18 protein-coding genes and 1 other annotated feature are annotated in these 21,942 nt (G+C 45.4%); of the genes, 3 read left to right on the plus strand and 15 right to left on the minus strand.

The genetic code is table 11. From position 1 onward, the window contains the following. Genes MHZ92_RS05030 through MHZ92_RS05045 form a run of 4 tightly spaced genes read right to left on the minus strand, consistent with a single transcriptional unit; the run spans nucleotide 1 to nucleotide 3,824 of the window. Complete coding sequence (locus tag MHZ92_RS05030; protein WP_239430459.1) at nucleotides 1-612, minus strand: phosphoribosylanthranilate isomerase; 612 nt, start codon at nucleotides 610-612, stop codon at nucleotides 1-3. Further along, the gene (trpC, locus tag MHZ92_RS05035) at nucleotides 609-1,400 is read right to left on the minus strand and encodes an indole-3-glycerol phosphate synthase TrpC (protein ID WP_239430460.1); all 792 of its coding nucleotides are present in this window, start codon (nucleotides 1,398-1,400) and stop codon (nucleotides 609-611) included. Before trpC ends, MHZ92_RS05030 begins: the two co-directional genes overlap by 4 nt. Further along, nucleotides 1,397-2,428, minus strand: a complete 1,032-nt coding sequence (gene trpD / locus MHZ92_RS05040; RefSeq protein ID WP_239430461.1) for an anthranilate phosphoribosyltransferase — start codon at nucleotides 2,426-2,428, stop codon at nucleotides 1,397-1,399. The genes trpC and trpD overlap by 4 nt, the downstream gene beginning before the upstream one ends. A gap of 31 nt (nucleotides 2,429-2,459) precedes the next feature. Continuing rightward, the gene (locus MHZ92_RS05045) at nucleotides 2,460-3,824 is read right to left on the minus strand and encodes an anthranilate synthase component I family protein (protein ID WP_239430462.1); all 1,365 of its coding nucleotides are present in this window, start codon (nucleotides 3,822-3,824) and stop codon (nucleotides 2,460-2,462) included. A gap of 435 nt (nucleotides 3,825-4,259) precedes the next feature. Then, nucleotides 4,260-4,488, minus strand: a binding site (T-box leader). Nucleotides 4,489-4,696: 208 nt separating this feature from the next. On the opposite strand from MHZ92_RS05045, the gene rluF reads away from it, so the two are divergent. Then, nucleotides 4,697-5,401, plus strand: a complete 705-nt coding sequence (gene rluF, locus MHZ92_RS05050; protein ID WP_239430463.1) for a 23S rRNA pseudouridine(2604) synthase RluF — start codon at nucleotides 4,697-4,699, stop codon at nucleotides 5,399-5,401. Nucleotides 5,402-5,741: 340 nt separating this feature from the next. Continuing rightward, the gene (locus MHZ92_RS05055) at nucleotides 5,742-6,509 is read left to right on the plus strand and encodes a SurA N-terminal domain-containing protein (RefSeq protein ID WP_239430464.1); all 768 of its coding nucleotides are present in this window, start codon (nucleotides 5,742-5,744) and stop codon (nucleotides 6,507-6,509) included. A 126-nt stretch (nucleotides 6,510-6,635) separates the two neighbouring features. Here the strand turns inward: MHZ92_RS05055 and MHZ92_RS05060 are convergent, their stop codons facing one another. The 4 genes from MHZ92_RS05060 to MHZ92_RS05075 form a co-directional block, all read right to left on the minus strand. Then, a complete protein-coding gene (locus MHZ92_RS05060) occupies nucleotides 6,636-9,218 on the minus strand; it encodes an ABC transporter permease subunit (RefSeq protein ID WP_370644617.1) in 2,583 nt (860 codons plus the stop codon). Further along, nucleotides 9,219-11,768: an ABC transporter permease subunit gene (locus tag MHZ92_RS05065; protein ID WP_239430466.1), complete on the minus strand. Its 2,550-nt coding sequence runs from the start codon at nucleotides 11,766-11,768 to the stop codon at nucleotides 9,219-9,221. It lies immediately after the preceding gene. After that, nucleotides 11,749-12,645: an ABC transporter ATP-binding protein gene (locus MHZ92_RS05070; RefSeq protein WP_239430467.1), complete on the minus strand. Its 897-nt coding sequence runs from the start codon at nucleotides 12,643-12,645 to the stop codon at nucleotides 11,749-11,751. Before MHZ92_RS05070 ends, MHZ92_RS05065 begins: the two co-directional genes overlap by 20 nt. A gap of 148 nt (nucleotides 12,646-12,793) precedes the next feature. Continuing rightward, the gene (locus MHZ92_RS05075) at nucleotides 12,794-13,228 is read right to left on the minus strand and encodes a YugN family protein (protein WP_239430468.1); all 435 of its coding nucleotides are present in this window, start codon (nucleotides 13,226-13,228) and stop codon (nucleotides 12,794-12,796) included. 240 nt (nucleotides 13,229-13,468) lie between these two features. Between MHZ92_RS05075 and MHZ92_RS05080 the strand changes: the two genes are divergently transcribed. Next, nucleotides 13,469-14,533, plus strand: a complete 1,065-nt coding sequence (locus tag MHZ92_RS05080; RefSeq protein WP_239430469.1) for a M24 family metallopeptidase — start codon at nucleotides 13,469-13,471, stop codon at nucleotides 14,531-14,533. A 230-nt stretch (nucleotides 14,534-14,763) separates the two neighbouring features. On the opposite strand, the gene MHZ92_RS05085 is transcribed toward MHZ92_RS05080, so the two are convergent. The 7 genes from MHZ92_RS05085 to MHZ92_RS05115 all read right to left on the minus strand — a co-directional run bounded on the left by MHZ92_RS05085 (nucleotide 14,764) and on the right by MHZ92_RS05115 (nucleotide 21,924). Then, nucleotides 14,764-15,756, minus strand: a complete 993-nt coding sequence (locus tag MHZ92_RS05085; protein ID WP_239430470.1) for an alpha/beta hydrolase — start codon at nucleotides 15,754-15,756, stop codon at nucleotides 14,764-14,766. Between the two features lie 85 nt (nucleotides 15,757-15,841). Beyond that, a complete protein-coding gene (locus MHZ92_RS05090) occupies nucleotides 15,842-16,771 on the minus strand; it encodes an AEC family transporter (protein ID WP_239430515.1) in 930 nt (309 codons plus the stop codon). Nucleotides 16,772-16,972: 201 nt separating this feature from the next. Then, nucleotides 16,973-18,103, minus strand: coding sequence for a radical SAM/CxCxxxxC motif protein YfkAB (gene yfkAB, locus MHZ92_RS05095; RefSeq protein ID WP_239430471.1), 1,131 nt, complete (start codon nucleotides 18,101-18,103; stop codon nucleotides 16,973-16,975). A gap of 122 nt (nucleotides 18,104-18,225) precedes the next feature. Further along, a complete protein-coding gene (locus tag MHZ92_RS05100) occupies nucleotides 18,226-19,632 on the minus strand; it encodes a M20 family metallopeptidase (RefSeq protein ID WP_239430472.1) in 1,407 nt (468 codons plus the stop codon). Between the two features lie 15 nt (nucleotides 19,633-19,647). Further along, nucleotides 19,648-20,865, minus strand: a complete 1,218-nt coding sequence (locus MHZ92_RS05105; protein ID WP_239430473.1) for an MFS transporter — start codon at nucleotides 20,863-20,865, stop codon at nucleotides 19,648-19,650. Between the two features lie 156 nt (nucleotides 20,866-21,021). Further along, complete coding sequence (locus MHZ92_RS05110; protein WP_239430474.1) at nucleotides 21,022-21,429, minus strand: VOC family protein; 408 nt, start codon at nucleotides 21,427-21,429, stop codon at nucleotides 21,022-21,024. 12 nt (nucleotides 21,430-21,441) lie between these two features. Next, nucleotides 21,442-21,924 (minus strand): GyrI-like domain-containing protein, encoded by a 483-nt coding sequence (locus MHZ92_RS05115; RefSeq protein ID WP_239430475.1) that lies wholly within the window; start codon nucleotides 21,922-21,924, stop codon nucleotides 21,442-21,444. Between the last annotated feature and the right edge of the window lie 18 nt (nucleotides 21,925-21,942).

Here is a 21,942-nt window from a genome sequence, read left to right on the forward strand (position 1 = left end):
TCAGCTCTCCTCCTCTTTCACTGCGCGAATAAACTCGCGGATCAACGTCTCATCTTTCCTTCGATCGATTTCCACTCCGCTCGACACGTCCACCATGAACGGACGAACTTGTCGAATCGCGTCCTTGACGTTTTCCGCGTTCAGACCTCCAGCCAAAATCATCCGTTTCCGCGGCACGTCTTCCTCGACCAAGCTCCAGTCAAACACCTTCCCACTACCACCTTTAAATTCAATGCCAGGCGTATCGAATAACACATAGTCCGTCCGATAGGAACTTCCCTTTTCTACATCCTCACTACTACGCACTGATAACGCTTTAATGGAAGGAAGTCCGATTTTTCTAATAAATTCAGAAGACTCATCCCCGTGGTACTGTATGAAATCGAGCGGCACCTCCCGGAAAGTGCGCTCTAACTCCTCCTGATCCGCATCAACAAAAACTCCTATTTTCATAACATGATCCGGAACCAATCGTGCTAGTTCCTTCGCTTCCTCAATCGCGACACGGCGTCTGCTCGGTGCAAATACAAATCCGACCGCATCCGCACCCGCTTCAACCGCAGCTTGTACGTGCTCCGGCTCCATTAATCCGCAAATCTTCACTTTCGTCATAGAGGTACACCTACTTTTGGTACTTGAAGCGAACGGAGTGAGTCTTCTACGGAAGCGCTCCGCATAAGCGATTCACCGACAAGGATCGCGCTTGCTCCTGCTACCGCCGCCCGTTTCGCATCATCCGGATTCATAATGCCACTTTCGCTAATAAATATATGGTTTTCATTGAACGGGAAATGTTTTGCCACTTCTTCCGTCCTCGCAAGATCGACTTCGAACGTCCGCAAATCCCGGTTATTGACGCCAATTAATTTTGCATTGATGGCGAGAGCAGTTTCTAATTCTTTTGCGTCATGAATTTCAACGAGAACTTCAAGCCCTTGCGCTGTCGCATAGTTGTGAAGCCTTTCGATCGTAGAAATGTCAAGTGCCGCCACTATGAGCAAGATAACGGATGCTCCGGCTTGTTTCGCGCGGTCGATTTGAACTTCGTGGATGATGAAATCCTTGCAAAGCAATGGTGTTTGGACAGCTTCTGCAACCGCCGCCAAGTCGTCGAAGGACCCTTTGAAATAGGTCGCATCTGTCAATACGGAGATGCAAGCAGCCCCAGCTTTTTCATAGGCCTTTGCCTGCTCAACCGGATTCGCTTGACCCGCTATCAATCCTTTCGAAGGCGATGCGCGTTTCATTTCCGAAAGTACTTCCAACCGATCTGATTTCTTTAGTATTTCAAATAAAGAAGGTCGTTTTTTCATAGTTTCACATGAAACGTTCCGCTCTTCCATTAACAGTTGCTTCACTTCCAACCGCTTCGTTTGTAGAATTTTATCTAAAATTGTCATCTTGCAATTGCCTCCTGTCCGATTTGTTCGCTGAATGCAACGACCGCTTCGAGCTTCTGCATCGCACTTCCCGATAGAATGCTGTCAGTTGCAAGCTCAATCCCTTCTTGAATTGAATCCGCCATCCCATTTGCAAACAGGCCTAGTCCTGCGTTGAACACGACTGTGTCAAAGCGCGGACCCCGCTCACCGTTAAGCACAGAGCGGATCATGGCGGCGTTCTCCTCGGCGGACCCGCCGCGTATAGCTGATAGAGGAGCATATGAAAGCCCCACGTCTTCCGCGGTCAATGAGAACGGAATCAAGTCGCCTTTATCCATCAGGACAAATGAATTTTGTCCGGCAAGCGACGCTTCATCCATTCCGCCAGCTCCCGACACGACAATCGCCCGGTCCCTGCCAAGGGTCCGCAGAACGGCAGCATATTCCATTAGGAAATCCGGCCGGTTAATGCCCGTGAATTGTGTTTCCAGCTGTAGCGGATTTGCAAGGGGTCCAACAAGATTAAAGATTGTCGGTTTCCCGATTTCACGACGTGCTTCACCGATTTTTTTCATTTTCGGATGGACAATTGGCGCGAATAAAAATGCAATCCCTTCTTCCTTAAGCATCCGGCTCATATCTTCGGGTGTGAAACGTGAATGGATGCCGAGTGCATCAAGTGCATCTTGGCTCCCCGCGGCACTGGAAATCTTACGATTGCCGTGCTTCGCTACCTTTGCACCGGCACCCGCCATTACGAACGCCGACGTTGTACTAATATTGAACGAATTCGATCCGTCGCCTCCCGTGCCGCAATTGTCTACATAACGGGCAGTAGGAACATCCAAAGGTACTGCATGGGACGTCATTACTGATGCGATGGCCGCTACTTCTTTCGCCGTCTCCCCTTTTTTGGATAGCGCAACAAGAAACGCCGCCAGTTCATCAACATCCACGTCCTCCGAAAACATCTGATCGGCCACTTCCACCATCTCTTCGTACTGCAAATGGCGTCCGCCCTCTACTATTCTCGTATAATTTTTCATCGCTCATCTCTCCTCTTCTATTCTTATCTTGTTATTTCAAAGCCTCTAGTAATGAACGGGCTTTGTTCACAGTCTCCTTATATTCCAAAGCAGGCACGGATTCTTTCACAACACCTGCCCCTGCTTGCACGGAAGCAACCCCATCTTTCACAAGCATCGTCCGGATTGTCAGGGCAAAATCAATATTTCCATTCAAGCCGATATAACCGATTGCACCTCCGTAGATTCCACGTGGCTCATCCTCCAACTGCGAAATGATGTCCATAGCAAGCTTTTTTGGCGAGCCCGTCACTGTTCCAGCAGGCAGTGTCGCCTTCAGTGCATCAAGCGCATGTACCTCAGGGGCAAGTGTTCCTACCACTTCTGAAACGAGATGCATGACATGCTCGTATCGGACGGTTTCCATGTAAGTTGCTACGTTCACGGACGTTAGCTCACAGACCATCCCCATCTCTTTCTTGCTCAATTCAACTAACATGTCGTGCTCCGAAAGTTCTTTCGGGTCGCTCCGGAGCTCTTCTTCTAACACCTGATCCTCTTGCTCATCCCGTCCCCGGCGCCGCGTTCCCGCTATCGGGTTCGTCACGACTGTTCCATCTGTCACTTTGACAAGGCTTTCCGGCGAGGCACCGAGGACGGTATGATCGCCGAATTCCATATAGTACATATACGGCGATGGATTCTGTTTACGCAGCCGCCGGTACAGATCGAATGGATCCCCTTCGATATCCGCCTCTAGCTTGCGCGAGAGGACAACTTGTTCTATCGCGCCCTTTTCAATGAACCCCTTCGCACGACGCACTCTGTCCTCAAATTCCTCCTGTGATAAAGCACAGCGGTAATCGGAAACCGATACACCTTTCTCTTCTTCGACCTGACCATTCCTAATGAGCTCTGCCAATGCATTCAAGTCAGGCTTTGCATACTCTGGACGGATTTCCGTATGCAACAACGTCACTTCATTCAACAGATGGTCGAAGATAATGACCGTGTCGTAAATATTGAAATATACATCGGGCAACTGATTCTCTTTAGCACGAATCCCTTCCACACGTGCCGCACCGTAGCCGACATACCCGACCGCACCTCCCATAAATGGATACTTCCCGTGCTCGGCAATCCGAGGCATAAGCCTTTTCAGCAGCGCATACATTTCCCCTTCATGCACATATGTCTTCTCCGTCGCATACACGAACTCTTCCAGCCGGCCATTCCCTCCGCGATACGCCTTCACCGGATCGATCCCGATGAACGAATACCGCCCCGACCGATCATGCTGCGACGAGCTCTCCAATAAAAACCGCCGACGCCCATGCAACCGCCTGAATATGAGGATTGGCGTCAACGAATCCCCTTCGATCTTCTTCTCCGTAATACGCAAACTCATCTTTTCCATCTCATCTCTCCTCTTCTTTTTGTGGGTGGTGCGTTATCGATCATTTTCTTTAATTTGTCAAAAGCACTTGGCGCGACAGGTTTTGAGAGAGCATACTTTTTACCCCGCGATCATTAGGACGTGGAGAAACTTTCATGGCTTAGTGACTTCCAATTACGCGCTAAATGCCTTTGACAATCTACGAACTCCCATTGAACGAACATTAATTGATTATCCACGGCGCGTTCTATATTTGCCAAAAGTCCCAAAATGAGCATAACTCCTCTGAAATCGCTCATAACTAGTGCAAAATCGCGCATATCACCTCTTAATTCACGCAAAACTCACCGAAACTTGAGCATAACCGCCGCTAATTCGCGCATAACTTTATAACACCCTAACGCAATCCCAAGAAAAACAAAAAAGCCCTCTGCAAAAGGACAGAAAAGTCCAATTGCAGAGGACGGATTACCCGCGTTGCCACCTCTATTTGAAGCCATCACAAAACAGCTTCCACTCGGCGCACCTAAAAAAGGCGCTTCCCGTAACGTGGGAAAGACGTCCGCCTAGAAATCTCCAGGCAGCTCTCATAAGTCCATTCACACCGGCCACGAATCAGTTTCCACCACCCACTGACTCTCTACATCGCGATTCCGATGCTACTCCTCTTATTCAACAATTTCTCAGCTATGCTCTTCTCAACTAGGCTCATCTGTTCCTGGGCGGCGCCGCTCCCGGCCCCTCTACCCTCTCCGAACAAAAAAGTTGCTTTAACCTTACTATTCATTCAATCAATTGTCAACCTTTCGATAATATATGCAGTCCCCCAATTTTGTATAACAATCGCCCAAGCTGTACAATAGTGGGAAAGAAACTCGAAAAAGGTGAACCTCATGCGAATCAATAAATACTTAAGCGAAGCCGGTATCGTCTCCCGACGCGGTGCAGATAAATGGATCGAAGACGGACGCGTCACAATTAACGGTCAGCCAGCCGAACTCGGAAGCAGAGTCGAACAGGGCGATGAAGTTCATGTCGACGGCAAACCTGTGAAAACCGAAGAGCAGCTCGTCTATATCGCTCTCAATAAACCCGTTGGCATCACAAGTACAACCGAACGCCACATCGAAGGGAATGTCGTCGATTTCGTCAACCACCCGCTCCGCATCTTCCATATCGGAAGACTCGACAAAGACTCCGACGGCTTGCTGCTTCTGACGAATGACGGGGATATTGTCAATGAAATCCTGCGCGAAGAACACGGCCACGAAAAAGAATATATCGTTACCGTCGACCGCCCCATCACAAAGGAATTCATTCACAAAATGGAATCTGGCGTCGAAATCCTCGACACAATAACGAAACCATGCAAAGTGAAACAACTGGGCCCCCGCAAATTTAATATCACGTTGACGCAAGGGCTCAACCGCCAAATCCGCCGCATGTGCTCAGCACTCGGTTACAACGTCCGACGCCTACAGCGCACACGTATTATGAACATCCATCTCGGCAATTTGCCGATCGGACAATGGCGCGACCTGACGGAAAAGGAATTAAAAGAGATGTTTCAAATGCTTGATTATGAGCCGAAAAGGTAAAGACAACATGTAAGTATTGGTTAGCAATAGAGGGCGATGCATATTGTACATACATCGCCCTTTTACTATTATTTTATAAAAAAATGAATTGTTCCCTACCTATTCCACTCAATTTCAATCAGTACCGACTTTGAAATATTTCTTTACCTAAAAATCAATATTCCAACACTACATTTGCCTATTTACACGCATCCATTAACATTACAAAATGTTTCATCCTTGTTAAAAATATTAAATACGATTGTGTACTGTTTCTTTTTCATAGGATTAACTTTATAATGCACACTAGATGATTTTCTTAATGAAAATTATACTTCTAGCTCCAGGAAGGAGATCGATTATGAAAAAAATGATGTTTACGTTAATTACCGGTCTATTGGCCGTTGTTTTAGTGGCTTGCGGAGGAAATGAAGAAAATACAGAAGCTACAAATGATGATAAAGCAAAAACAGCGGAAACCGATCAGCAGAAGGAACAGGAAAAGCAAATGGCAGAAATGCAAAAGAAATTAGAAGCACAGCAAATAGATGAAAATAAAACTGTTGCCATCGTAAATGATGAAGAGATTTTAGGAAGTGACTATAATACCGCTTTAGCCTCTATACAAGGGCAAATGCAGCTAATGGGACAAGATCCGACTTCCAAAGAAGCTACAGAGCAAGCGAAAAACCAAACAATCGACAGCTTAGTCGGACAAACGCTTCTTCTTCAAGAGGCAAATAAAAAAAGCTATAAAGCTTCAGAGGCAGATGTTACTAAGCAGCTGGACGAATTAAAAAAACAGTTTAAAACAGAAAAAGAATTTGATACCGCTCTTAAACAAACCGGCATAGATATGAAAACACTTGAAACTAAAATAGCTGACAATATCAAACTTCAACAGTACGTAGAGAAAGAATTGCCGGTTGGCAAAATAACCGATGAAGAAATTCAACAAATGTATGATCAATATGCGGAACAAGGAAAGAGCACTGGTCAAGAAGTGCCAAAGCTTGAAGATATAAAACCACAAATAGAACAATCTCTTCAGCAACAAAAACAACAGCAAAAACTCGCTCAGCAGGTTGAAGAGTTAAAGAAAAATGCGACGATTGACATTAAGATTTAAGATGAACAGCTCTAGGGGCTGTTGACAAACAATGAAAAAGAAGATGATCTCTACAATATGTAGTGTTCATCTTCTTTTCTATATTTATGAGGCTCTTTAGTTAGATTTATTTTTTTAAAATTGGATTCAAATTGTAGAGGCGGGGACAGTTTTTGACACCTTGGAAAACACCCGTGTTCTGAAACCCAGCAATACATACCCGATTCCAGTCAGTAGTATCGTCATTCCAAGCAGCACCAAGCACCCATTCAACACCGTCACACCCGGATTATTCAACACTGTCGCCACTTCCCCATTGAGGATCCGACCGATATCCAAATACGTGAACGGAGAAAATTGCGCAAAATCGCCCAGCTTAACACTCAGAAAATACCCGACTCCACTTATTAACATCACTAAGCTATATACGGCAAAAGCCCGTGGAATGAAAAGCCCCAATACATGCGTCAAAGCAATCAAAAACAGGAAGATGCAAACGGATAGCGCTACCCCACTCAGCACATATTCGCCTAGCGGCATGAAATCAAAGCCGCCCTCGAACGCCCTCATCCCCGTGTATCCTTCAGCCTCCACTACTTTTTTGCTGTTGTAATGAAAGATCGGATAATACCAGTCTCCGAAGCGATTGAATAGCGTACTGACGAGCAAGACGAATGCAAAGATCCCCACTAAGCCGGAAATCCCTACAATGATCGCCGTAATCACTTTTCCAAAGAAAAGCGACCGTACTGCAATCGGCTGTTTCTGCAGCGTTTGGATCGTCGGCCGTTTCCCTTTCTCGCCCGCGAATCCAGCACCTGTGACAAACAGCAATAATAACACCGGAATGAAATAGACGTAGTTGTCCATGTAGAGATAAAGCGAAAACAATCCACTGTTATCGACCTTGCGATTCTTCTCCACATGCCATTTCTTCATTTCTTTATCGTGCCAACTTTCATAAATCGTCGGGATTTCATCACCTGAGATGATCGGTTGAACTTTATGCTTCATCAGCCACTCCTTCTCCGCCTTGCTCGCTTCCAGCATGACGTAGCTGCGTTGCCCGATCTCCCAGTGAACATATTTATTCGTAAATTCTCCACTGCTCTGCCTATTATTGAAAAGCTGATATCGGTAGAAGGATTGCCAATCCTGCTTCTCATATGCTATTTTACCCATTTCACTATTGGCAAGGATCTCTTGAAAATATGCGAGCATTGTTTCCCTATGATGCAACGCAACATCTTCGTAATACATGATCATTGCTTCATCACCCGATTTTTCAGCCTCGGCTTTTTCAATATCGAGCGTATCTAACTGTCTTTCGTAATCAGGAATAACAATGTCCTTATATAAAGCTATACTCTCATCCAACCCCTCTATATACTCCGCCTCTTTTTTCAGCGAAATCTGCCCGAGCAAAAAATAGCCAATCACAGCAAAAAGGCCAAGCACAATGATGGATTGTCTAAACAATCCCTGCCGCTTCAACTTCCTCCATTCAAACAGAGCGCTGTTCCATGCCTCCAGGACATGTCTAGTTCTTCCCTTGTCAAAAGGCTTCTTCATGTCCGATGCTCCAAATAATCCCCGTTCCTCTTCAGGCATTACGATAGCCGCCGCCAACAACAGCAAAGTCCAACAAACCGCAGCCATTGGAAATAACCAAAACGAGCCGTCCACCGTTTCAGAGACAATCGTTGTGATGTTCAATAAATGAAACGGATTCCAAATCGTCTGCATCCCTTCATTGAGCAATGTCGTCGAAAACCCAACAGCTCCAACGAACCCCGTCAACACCAAAACTGCAAACGAGCTTCTAAATTGCGTGCTCAGTAACATGATGAAGCTGAAAATCAATGTACCCGCACAGAAAAACAGCAAAAAGAGCCGAGCCAAATACGCAGATGTCGAAATGAATGTAAATGCACCTCCGGATTGGATGAGCTGCGGATAGGTGAAATTCCATGCCTGCTTACCGAATGCATAAGGAATCAGCAATCCAATAGATAAAACAATAAGGAGAAAAACGCAAAGCACAATGAGCACACCTGTATACTTCGCTACGATACGTTTCCACTTGGCAATGGGCTGTGTTTTCAGCGTCAACCAAGTCTGCTGCTCCTTTTCAGACGTCACGACATTTCCAAAGAAGAGCACGAGAAACAAAATCCCGCCTACGCTTAATAAAAGATTGGAGATTCGCTTTAACACGAGAGCCGGCGAAATCGGATATTCGTCATCCACATAAGGGAGTTCATGCTTGAGAAGCCAATCATTTTTCTGGATTGCCTTCTCCCTCTCCAATCCATACAGCGAACCAAATCCAGCTTCCGCCACCTCCAACAACTCCACACTCTTCAAGAAGTCCTGTTCTATGGCAGGGATTTTACCCCAATCAGCGTTATGGATTGCCCCTTTCCAACGAAAGAAGATGGTCCCCAATTCAGCGATATGCTCCTGCTGCTGTCGCATCGCATCATCTAATTCTTCTCTATATTCGCGTTCCTTATAGAAATGATACAGAGCGTCAACCTCTTCCGAATACGGTCGAATGGTTTCCAAGGCCCTCTCTTTCATGGCCTCTCGTTCAGAATAGTTTTGGTAAAAGACGCCCCCAACACCTAAGACCACTACCAAAAGCAACCAAACCAGCTTCTTCTGCCGCCAAATCTTCTTCATTTCAAACCTCAATAAACCCATAACTCCAACCCCCTTCCCCAGCATTCATACCGTCGCTGTAACCGACTTCCCCGTCTTCACAAATCTCTTCTCAAACCTCAATCCAACATAAGCGACCACCAAAAGAAAAACCGTCGCTCCGAGCAGCATAGCGCAGCCCATATATACGCTTATTGCTGGATTGTTCAATAGCGCCAAAATCTCCCCGTTAGCGATTTTCGGTATGTTCAAATAAAGGAAAGGTGAGTACTGGGTGAAATCGTCCAATTTCCAACTCAACAAGTAACCCGCGCCGCTGAGCAATCCAGTCAGTGCGTACACAGCTAACGGCTGGCGTATGAAGAGCCCTAGGACATTTGTTAACGCGAGAAGGAATAATACGACACAGACATAGAGCAAAAGCGCCTTCAACAAATACTCTCCGAGCGGCGTGAAGTGATAGCCACCTTCGAAAGCCCTCAACCCTGTATAGTCGAACGACTGAACTTCTCGCTTGCTATGGTAATGCAGCACCGGGTACATCCAGTCGCCGAACCGGTTGAACACCGTCCCGACCAGCACGGTAAACAGGAAAATGCCAACCGCACTCCCTATCGCCACAACGGAACTGTAAAGTACTTTCCCAAGGAAGAGGGACCGCTTTGTGATGGGTAACGTCTTCAACAGATGTAGCGTCGGCCTCTTTCCACGCTCGCCTGCAAATCCCGCGCCGACAAGAAGCATGAATAAAAGCAGGGGAATTAAGTATAGATAGTCTCGGAAATACATGTATAACGAAAACAATCCGCTATGATCCACTTTCCGGTTCATCTTGTCGGTCCATTCCTTTTCCCTCCGCTGTTCCGGTTTCCAGTTGTCATAAATGTTTGGAATGTACGTACCTGAAAAGACAGGACGGATTTCATGTTCTTCCATCCATTCCTTTTGGGCAATGCTCGTTTCATAGCCAAAGATACTTTGCGGAAGTTGCATGTACTTCTTTGCCTCGGCCTGCATTTCATATATTCGGCGGTCATTGAACAGCTGATACTCATAAAATGGCGTCCAATCCCGCTTTCCATAGGCATCTAACGCCAGTACGGCAAGTTTCGCCTCTTCGCGGGCACTCTCTATATAACCATGGTAAGTTTCAATATTATGCCCATAGATGAATTCTCCATCTTCACCCTTCTCGTTTGCGGCTTCAATCATTTTCTCTAGTTCCTCGATCGTTTTCATATAGAAAGGAATAATTTCCGTCTCTGTCTGTTCTATAAATAACGTTATTCTTTCAATAGCTTCCTTCTCCTTCACCTTCACTTGCTCCGCGAAAATGAAGTAGCCAACGACAACTGCTATGGATAAGACAATCAAAGATTGACCTACAAGCCCCCTTCGCCGCGACTTCCGCCATTCAAACAAACTTGTATTCCAAAGAGCGCGGAAATGTTTCGGCCGCCCTTTTCGGAATGGCTTCAGTTCCTCAGCCGATTTAAATAAACCCCGTCCGCCTTCGCGCAATAAAATGGTCGCTGCAAGCAATACGACACTCCATAGAAACGCCGAAACAGCATAAAGCCATATCGGATAGACCGGCATTTCGGTTAGAAACCGGTCTGCACGGAAGAACTGGAAAGGGTTCCAAGGCGTCTGAATGATAGCCAGTGTGTCCGTCAGTACGACTCCGACCATTGTGATGAAGCCTGTAAACATGATGTTGGCAAATGAACTTCTCAACTGAGTTCCGATCAAGAGTGACAAGGCAAAGAGAAATGCCGCCGCTCCTAGAAATAGGATGGTGACGTTCAACAAATGCTGCCAAACGGGAATAATGGCGAAAGAATCGCCCGTCTCAAGGAACTGTGGATACGACAAGTCATTGAATGTATCCCCAAAAACGTTGGGAATCGTCCACCCTCCAATTACTATGACAGCCAGGAAGAAGACCATCACAACTAGCATTCCGGAATATTTCGCAAGCAACAGCTTCCATCTACGAATGGGCTGCGTTCGTAACGTCAACAATGTCTGTTGCTCCTTCTCGGACATATACGAATTCCCGAATAGAAGGAGTAGCAATAAAAGCCCGCCTGGTCCCAACAAAATTGTGGCGATTTTACCCATTTGCAAAGCAGGGGTTACGGGATATGTTTCATTCGCATACGGCAGCCCGTGTTCTACCAAATAGGCATTCTTTGCGATTGCCTTCTCCCTCTCAACACCTGCTAAGGCTGTAAATACGCCGCCCGCTTCCTCGTATTTCGCTAAATTTGTCAAAAAATCGTTTTCAATCTGTGGGATTTCATGCCAGCGCTCTCCGTAGATAGCGCTTTTCCAAAGAAAGAGAGCCTGAGCCATATTGTTTAAGCTCTCAAATTGCTTCGCCTGCTCCTCCGTCATCCTGTTTTCCCGGTTCAATGGCAGGAGCTGTGCATATAATTCATCTGCCTTACCGACAATGAATGAAATATTTTCCTCGGCCTCTTTCTTCATTAGATCCTGCTCTATTTTATTTTGATAGAACACCCAACTGATGCATAACAGCACGATCACCAATAACCAAGCAAGCTTCTTCTGCCGCCAGATCTTCTTCAGCTCAAACTTCAACAAGCTCATCGGCCTTTGCCTCCGTGAAGATCTTCCTGTAGCGCTCCTCCGATCCGAACACTTTTTTGTCGATATCATCAATGATGATCCGCTCTTGTTCCAATAAATAGAACACACGGTCAAGCGAAACGTCCTTCCGGTACAGATGTAGTCGTCCATCCACTACCTCGACGGGGATACCCACTGCTGCCAATGCCTTTTCCGCCTTTACAACATCGTTAACAGTTATTTGATAGCGAACTTGCTCAAACTCGGCCATATTTTCCTGAATCAAATTCCCTTGCTTCAGGAATAAAATCGATGACGTTACCCGGTCAATTTCCGCTAGATTATGAGAGGACAATAAAATAGCCGTCCCTTCCTCACGTAGTGCGAGGAGCAATTCACGTACACGGATTGCGCTCGTTGGGTCGAGACCGTTGAGCGGCTCATCCAAAATCATCAGCTTCGGCTTGTTTACGACGGCCATCGCGAGCAGCAAATGCTGTTTCATTCCAAGCGAGTAATTTTTCACTTTCTTGTTCAAATAACTCGTTATGCCAATACGATCCGCTGTATCCAGCAGCTGCTTCTTCGACAATCCTTGCACATCACAGATGAACTGAAGATGGTCGTACCCCGTCAAATAGTCGTACAGCACCGTATTATCCTGCATGAACGAAATCTCACGGAAAATATTCGGGTCGCGATTGCTTTTCCCGAGAACCTTTATAATCCCCTTATCCGCGTGCAGCAAGTTCGTTATGATGTTCATTAACGTCGACTTCCCCGACCCGTTCGGTCCAACGAGCGCAATAATCTGCGGCTCCTCGATATCAAACGTAATCCCCTTCAACACCTGTTCCTTGCCGTATGATTTGTATACGTCCTTCACTGATAAAATCATGTCCATTCCCCCCGAACATATTTTATTTCCACTTATCTCCATTCTACTATACTCCTATATTAATTAACAGAAAATATTAACTTTTATAAATTAAAAAGCAATGCACCTGAGTACAACGCTAGGTACATTGCTTTTACAAAGGAAAGTATTAACTGGATTTCAGAAGCTCTTGCGCATACATACAGTCCAAAAGTTCTTTCACGGCGACTTCACCTGCGTGGATCCATCTGTTTTTATTAATAATATTACCGTCCTTATCAATCGGCTGCTGGAATTGACTGAAGCCAGTCGCATCCAATAGTGAGTCACCGTCCCGATCCAGACCGACATGCACGACATGCTTGATGACGAAAGGTGTACCGAATTTAATGTAAGCCTCATAGTCGTCAAGTTCGCCTTCCGTTACAACAAAAGGAAGTCGGATATAGATCGTTTCCCCGCCTTCCTGGCACAAAATATGGTCGAAGCATCCACGGTTATAATCCCAGTTTCCGCCCATGTGAAATCCGAGTTCACGAATACAATCTCTCACCAAACCGAATGAAGCGATTTGCCCTTCGAGCTCCGTCTGTAATTTCAACATCATATCTCCTCCTTCTAAGTTGCTTGTTTACAGCATTCACAAAAGAAGGCATAGACATACTACAAATTGGCGGAAGCTGGCGAGCCTCGCATCGTTTCTATTAGATATCAATCATTTCCCGAGTATTATCGTCATTTTGTGACCTTATTCCGGTAAAACTGAACTCCCACCCCCCTATTATTCCCCTGCTTCTTATGTCATAGTAATAATGGGAATATTTTTATTACTGGGGGTCTGACAATGGAGAAACTAGTGAAGTTACGAGACAGATTTGATGAATTAGGAATTGACGGGATGCTTATTACGGACCCGTACAATCGGAGATATATGACCGATTTCACCGGAACAGCAGGGACGGTGCTTGTTTCAAAGACGGAAGCATATTTATTGGTTGATTTCCGCTATACAAGCCAGGCGAATGCGCAAGTGACGGATTTTACTGTGAGGGAAATCGATCGATCCATTATTTATGAAGAGATTTCTACTCTTGCGGAAAGCTTAGGAATTAAGAAGCTCGGATTTGAACAGCAGCATCAATCTTATTTTTATTACTCCCAACTTCTAAAGGCTGCCAAAGCAGAACTCGTGCCCGTATCTAATGTCGTTGAAAAGTTACGGATGATTAAAAATGATGATGAAGTAGCCATCTTGAAAAAAGCTGCTGAAATTGCGGATACTGCATTTGAGCATATTTTGACGTTCATAAAACCGGGACGGACTGAGATTGAAATCGCGAATGAATTGGAATTCCATATGAGAAAATTGGGCGCGACTTCTTCCTCCTTCGATATGATCGTCGCTTCCGGCGTGCGTTCCGCATTGCCGCATGGCGTAGCGAGTGAGAAAGTAGTGGAGCAAGGGGATATGGTGACACTTGACTTCGGTGCTTACTATAAGGGATATTGCTCTGACATGACAAGAACGGTTGCAGTCGGCGAGCCTGACCCGAAACTGAAGGAAATCTATTCGATTGTCCATGATGCTCTTGAAAATGCGCTGTCGGGTATCAAAGTCGGCATGACCGGGAAAGAAGCGGATGCATTAACCCGTGATGTGATCAGCGAAAAAGGGTATGGCGATTATTATGGACATGGCATGGGGCATGGAATTGGCTTGTACATCCATGAAGATATATTCATGAATCCGACGTGCGAGCTACTTGTCGAGGAAGGAATGGTGTTGACGGTCGAGCCAGGCATCTACATTCCTGGTCTAGGCGGGGTGCGGATTGAGGATGATATTATCGTGAAGCAGGATAGCATTGAGATTATCACGAAGTCTCCGAAAAACTTAATCATTCTTTGATACATGAAAGGACTTCCGGCTATCCGGAAGTCCTTTTTAGTTGGCTTTTCTAACTCCATTGGCGGAATATCGGTCAATTCCGGGAATTTATCGGTCAAGTTCACAATTTAATTGGTCACTTCGGCAGATGTATCGGTCACCCGCGGGGAGTTTTCGGTCACTTTCACAAGTTTATCGTCATTTCATGACCTTTTACCTATCAAGCATAGCTGCCTGGCGTCTGAATTCCATCAATTTTCTGCAGCTATTTGAAAGGCACCTTCCTTCCATTCACTCAGCCAGGCATCTAGATTCCTGATTGCCTCTTTATGGATCGGTTTACCAATCGTCTTGATGTAATCCTTCTTATAAGTGAAAGGGGAGAGTGGTGTCAGCTGTTCTTTCAACCCGTGATCCATATTTTCCACAACGATGCATGTCGAAGGTCCTTTTACGTTTTCAGGTATCCTTTTTGCAAATTCAACACTGGATTGGAAATCCTTTGAGCCATTTATCGCTAATACAGGACATGCTACATGTTGCAAGCCTTCGACAATGTCGTAATCGAAATGCTCGCGGTAGTATTTCGCGGGCATCTTAATTAAACCGGCAACCCGGATTACATCCTTATTTGTCGTCGTCAATTTCCTGTACGTCGCTTGTGCCTGTTTTTCGCTTTTATCCAAAGTATTGAATTTCCGAATGATGAACCCTTGCAAACCCTTCGCTTGTTTCAACTCGGAGTATAAGTGTTGCCTTTGGAGATCCAGACTTTCACGCGACCCTCCGCCTCCACCGGACAATAAAACCAATCCATTAAACGGTCTTTTCTCATATAAAGCAGTGCCAACAATACATCCCTCACTATGGCCTACCACAATAAGCCGATGCGGATCGGTGTTTGGATGAGATGCCAAAAACTCAAGGGCATTTGCCGCATCCGTCACTGCGTCCCAAAGCCCTGTTTGTTCAAAAACTCCTTCACTCTCCCCAACACCTCGTTTGTCATATCGAAGAGTTGCAAAGCCCAACGTTGCCAGGTGCTCTGCCAGGTCCCGATACAAATTGAACTGGAATTTCCCTTTTTCCGCGTTCGCGTCCCGGTTCAGCTTACCTGATCCGGCAAGTATCAGGATTGCAGGTAACAGATCTTCTTTTGTAGCGGGTAAGGTCATTGTACCTTTCAAGATGACCTCACTTTTAATGACAACCTGTTGATTCTCCACTTGGATCCCCATCGTCATTCTCCCTTGCTCCATTAATTGTCTAATTTATGTTACGACGAATTCCTGTTATTCCCTTTGTTTTAAAAAATAAATTCTCAACGCTTCAAACAAACAATATCGCAGATAAATAAACGATAACCGTAACCGTAATCGCACTTAACACGGTTGAAAATAGAACCGTCTGTGCCGCCAGATCCGGATACACGTCGTATTCCAACGCAAGTGTCGAACTGTTTCTAGACGTAGGGAAGGAACTTGCGATAAACAATGACTGGGCGACAATGCCATCGATTCCGAAAAGAAAGATGAGAAGCAATGCAACACTCGGGCCTATGATCAGCCTTCCGATGCTGCTAACGAGTATCGTCCGATTCATAATCGTTCTGATTTGAATTTGAGCGAGCTGTGCTCCTAATAAAATAAGTGCAATTGCCAAAAATGCATCGGCCAGATGACTGATTGGAAGCCAGACAAATTTCGGAATCGGGGCTTGCAGCCAATTCAACAAACTGCCGAGGAGCATCGCGTGGATGACAGGCATTTTTAGTAACGATTTTAGAATTTCCAACCCCGACTTCGTTGTAGATATCAAATTATACAATCCATATGTATACGTTAAAATATTTTGAAAAACCATCACGATAATTTGGATGGAGATGCCGAGGGGATTTGCTTGGAATAGCAGCTGACTGACCGGAATTCCATAGTTCCCCGAATTAATTAACGAAATACTATTTTTGAATATCGCAGATTCCCCTCTGTCTAACTTCAATAATTTACTCAAAACAGTTGTGACAACGATGATGGCTACACTGAAGGCAAACAAATAACCGATGATTTCAAAAAGGACATGAGCATCGACTTCCGTTTCATATAGATTGATGAAAACAGCGGCGGGCATAAGACAATACGTAATCAAATTCGAAATCGCCCTTAAGTTGAATGCAAACTTCCTTTGTAAACTTGCACCAATTACTAGTAGGATCAAAATGGGAACGATAACATTTATGAAAATCGACCCTATGAACATGATGATCTCCCCCCAGAGTGAGGTTAATATACAGAAATCTCTTCCATTTGAGTATACAGTAAGGTAATTCGTTCTTGTAATTAAGAAAAAGTTATAACGTAGGATAAGAAAAGGACTTCCCTCTATTTGGAAGTCCTTTTACTCTTTTTTATGGCCGATCGTTTTGATTCTAATAGAAATAAATTGCTAGCATCAGTGCTCTCGTCAATCTACTACAATATTCGCCCGTTTCTTCGTAAAGTCTTCCTCCGGATAATACGCGTCCTTCACTAATAAGTTTGGCCCTAAGCATTTCACGGCTGGACAGTGGCAGCTGATCGATTTTGCAAGAGGACGGTCAAGCCATCGGTCGAGCATTTCAGCTAATGAATCATGCTGGATATTGCCCATTGGAGGTGTATCTCCAAAATCGGTTACGATGACGTCTCCTGTGAAAATGTTGACGTTCAGACGAGAGCGGCCGTCCGGATCATTGCGGACCGAGACGTTTTTGCTGCTGTAAATACGTTGCAGCAGCTTCAAGTCTTCCTCATTTTGACTGCAAGGATAAAACGGCAATGTGCCGAATAGCATCCACACGTCTTCATTTCGCATATCCAATAATTGATGGATTGCTTCTCTCGTTTCATCTAATGAAAGAACTTCAAGCTGCGAAGCGAAGTCACTTGGGTACATCGGGTGCACCTCATGTCTTGCGCACTTCATCTCTTCAACGACTTGGCGATGAATATGGCCGAGATGCGGAAGGGTCCGTTTATTCAACATCGTTTCAGCTGATACCATGACGCCCGCCTCCGCCAACGCCCGGCTATTGTCGATCATCCGCTGGAACTGCTCAGCACGGCGTTCCCTCGATGGCTTTCTTTCCATATTCGCAAAGCCGCCATCTACAAAATCATCGACGGTTCCCCAATTATGAGATATATGCAAGACGTCAAGGAAAGGTGCTATTCCCATGTACCGCTCGAGAGGCATCGTCAAGTTCGAGTTCATTTGCGTGCGAATACCTCGTTCATGCGCGTATTTCAATAAAGGCAAAACGTATTGGTCAATCGATTTTTTGGAAAACATCGGCTCGCCGCCTGTAATGCTAATTGTCCGCAAATGTGGGATTTCATCGAGGCGGGATAGAAGCAAGTCGATCGGTAAAGCGTCCGGATCTTTATTCTGCAACATATAGCCAACTGCACAATACTCGCATCGCATATTGCACAAATATGTAGTCGTAAATTCAATGCTCGATAATGTTAATTTGCCATGATCCTGCATGTCCAAGTAAGCTTCCCACGGATCATAGGCAGGTGACATTTTTTGTAGTGTTGCTATATTCTTCATTTCTATTTGCTCCCTACTATATTAATGAAACATTAAATAGTATGAGCCTCATTCCATTCTTTTGCAACTTCGCCCACAAAAAAAGTACCGGAGAGTGTCCTCACGATACTTTTGTCGATACTTTATTTAACCGAATCAGGAATTAACGAGTGATACGTTTTGCCACCTAAGCGTTCCTGCAACTCGGCTTTCGCACGTTCAATAATCTTCGGGTTTTCCATCACTTGTACTGCAGTCGATGCAATTACTTTCGCCGCTTGCAACATTCCCTTGTGAGCGATTGGAGTCGCCCCTTGCGACACGACTTGCCATGTATGGAGCGGGGTGCCGAGTGCAAAACAAGTTGTAAGACATTGCATCGTCGGCACAATCCAGCTAACATCCCCAACGTCTGTGGAGCCTGAAAGAATCGCTTCCGTAGTAGAATGGGGCGGAATGAGATCAGCAATCACCCTTTCTTTCAGCTTTCTCACCGTTTCTCGGTCCCTTCCAGCATACGCATTGTTCAAGTCTTCCTCTGACAACGTACTCCTGATCTCCTTCGCAAATGTAAGGTCCGCTTCATCGTAGGTCGGAACCCCGACATTCACGAGGTTTTCATACATGACTTCAGCAAGGACAGAGTTAGGAATTAGATTTGACGCGGTTCCTACGAATTGGACTTCAAAAGTCGTCCCTGTCATCAAGGCAGCCCCGCGTGCAATATCGTGGACTCTTTCGTAAAGTGATTCCACTTCGTCCTTTTCCGCTGCCCGGATTAAATAGACAACTTCGGCATTTGCCTGGACGACATTCGGCGAAGTGCCGCCCGTATCTGTCACTGCATAATGAATTCGTGCGTCCGGCACCATATGCTCCCGTAAATAATTGACACCGACATTCATCAACTCGACCGCATCGAGCGCGCTTCTGCCTAAGTGAGGTGTCGCTGCTGCATGGGCACTTTTCCCTTTGAATTTAAAACGTGCAGAATAATTGGCAAGCATCCTCACATTCATCAATCCCGGTACATCCCAAGGGTGCCACGAGAACGCGGCATCTACATCGTCAAACAAACCGGCCCTCGCCATGAACGCTTTACCGGATCCATTTTCCTCTGCAGGGCAGCCATAATAACGGACCGTTCCATGCAAACCGTTCTGTTCCATATACTCTTTCACGGCGACCGCCGCCGCAAACGCACCTGTCCCAAGAAGATTATGGCCGCAGCCATGCCCATTTCCGCCTTCGATGACAGGATCGTGATACGTAAGCCCTTTCTTCTGACTGAGCCCTGGCAAAGCGTCGTATTCACCGAGAATCGCGACAACCGGTTTCCCTTTCCCGAAACTCCCGACAAAAGCGGTGCTAAGACCCGCAACACCACGCTCGACTTGAAAACCCTCCTCTTCTAACGCCCCTATAAGATAGGCGGATGATTGATGTTCGTGGAAATATAATTCAGGTACTTCCCAAATTTTATTGCTCAACGTAATGAATTTATCTTTTTTTTCCTCAATACCAGTTGAAATGGTGTTTAGTATTTCCATGATTTTTCTCCTTCTTTAAGCTTCCTTTTGAAGCAGCTCGCCTTTCCGGTAATTCATCGTCAATAGTGAAACCGTACAGATAACTGCGAAAATGATGAGCATCCAAAAAGCAGCATTATATGACCCGTTAAAGGCTTGCACTATAAACCCGATTGCAAGTGGCGTCACAAAACCGGCTAACTGACCGCCTGTATTTGCAATTCCCATGCTTGTCCCTGTTACAGTAGACGGGAACCTTTTCAGAATAATTGCTGGCAGCAGGAGAATGACAAACGAGATGAAGATGATGACAATCGTCTGGTATACAACGAACATTGTTACGCTTGGCGCATTGTACATGAGATATAAAAGGATACCAACGACAACACAAGAGATAGCACCGATTATTTTCTCCTTGCCGAACGGAAGTCTGTCGATGACAAATCCAGCAAAATAAATGCCGAAAAGCATCGCTAAACCTGGAACCGTCTGCGCCCAACCAAGTGAAATCAAATCTAAACCCCTTACGTTTGTGAGATACGTCGGTAACCACGTCGCCAAGCCCCAGTTAATGGCGTAAATGCTGTAATAAGCGATAAACAGATTCAACATGAGCGGTGTTTTCATAAGTTGTTTAAAAATCCCATCCTCAGACTTACCCGCCTGTTTTCCCCCTTCATCTACTAGCTGTGCAGGTAGTTTAATGATGGCCCAGTAGAGGACCGTGATAAGTGCCCCTATACCACCAAGTATAAGAAACGATATACGCCACCCGATCGTCGTTAGCATATACGCAGAAAGAAGCGGTACGATCAGAGACACAATTCCTCCCGACGACAGCATGATCGACATCGCCCAAGCCCGTTTGTCACTCGGGAAGGTTTGTGATATTAATTTCGAACTTGACGGTTGAAATCCGCCTTCTCCGATTCCGAACAAAAACCGGATGACAATCATCGAAGTCAATGACCAAACCGCCCCTGTCAAAGCGGTAAAGATCGACCACATGAGAACGGAGACGATCAGGACCTTTCTGGAGCCCAATTTATCGGCCAACCAGCCGCCCGGAATTTGCATGATTGCGTAACCTAAAAAGAAGCTGCTTAAAATGAGTCCAGTGCTCGTCGGACTTAATTGTAAATCCTCAGTGATGGACAAAATTGCATAGTTAATAAAATAACGATCAAAATTCCCGATTGCCCACCCAATGAAAAGCAATGACAGAATCAAGTTCCTTTGTTTTGCAGATACCATAAAGCAACCTCCCTTTTCAGATCTTCCCACTTGTCTTCTACATAAGATGTCCAAAAAAGAAGATCCTATCGACAAGGATGGTTTTCGTGTTCACTTTCATTCCAAAACATAAAAAAAAGAGCTTTAGCTAAAATCGCTTTAAGCTCTTCATCATTATTAATTTGATTCCGGAACAGCTGGCCAGCCGCTCCAAATGTCGATTTTATTTCCGTCGAGGTCATACAGATAGAAGTTTTCTCCGCACTCTTGATTGTCTTCAATTGCGGTTATTGTCGCGCCTGCTTTTTGTAGTTCGTCATAAAGACGATGAAAATCCGTTACCTCCAGTGTGAGCGAACATTGTTCCTCGCCACCAATTTCCGCGAAATTCGCATTGACGAGATCCTTACTTTGAATCAAAAAGATGGATTGACCTGACCCTAAAGCGAGCTGGGCTTGTGTAGCGTCCGCCTCAACTGGAGCTGCTGTTTTCAGTTTCAAATGCTTCTCATACCATTCTGCCGACGCTTTTGGACTGGCAACAGGCAAATAGATGGTTTCAATGCATTTGACGAAACTTTCCATTGGTCTCCCCCTTTATTTTCGTAACGGAACATACAAGTCAATTTCGCTGTCTTCGCTTTCCCCTTTGTATCGGTCATCCCAATACTCGATGTCTATTTCCCTTGACGGATCGCAATATTGATTCCGAAGCCATTCCGTAATTCCATCATACGTTTGGTGAATATTCGATTCTGGACCTTGATGTAAAAAGTGGGCATAGCGCCCTGCAGGAATCGTATACTCCATCATACCTTCAGGAATATGCTGATCATTCGAAACCCCGACGCCGACGATGTTTTCATATGGGAGGTCAGGTGTAAATGCTTCATCAGTTGGATAAATTTGAATCAAATATACCCCGTTCCCTGTTCGTGATTCCAATTCAGACATTCGATCCTTTATCGTATTATGCATATCCCGCACAAACCCTTTTTCAATGATATTACGTAGACTGTCGGTTACTGTAAAACCAATGACACGTATCTTCTCCATTTCCCTCAATTGGATTGGTTCCATTCATGGACTCCCCCTTTT

Source organism: Sporosarcina sp. ACRSL (assembly GCF_022346605.1).
GTDB lineage: Bacteria > Bacillota > Bacilli > Bacillales_A > Planococcaceae > Sporosarcina.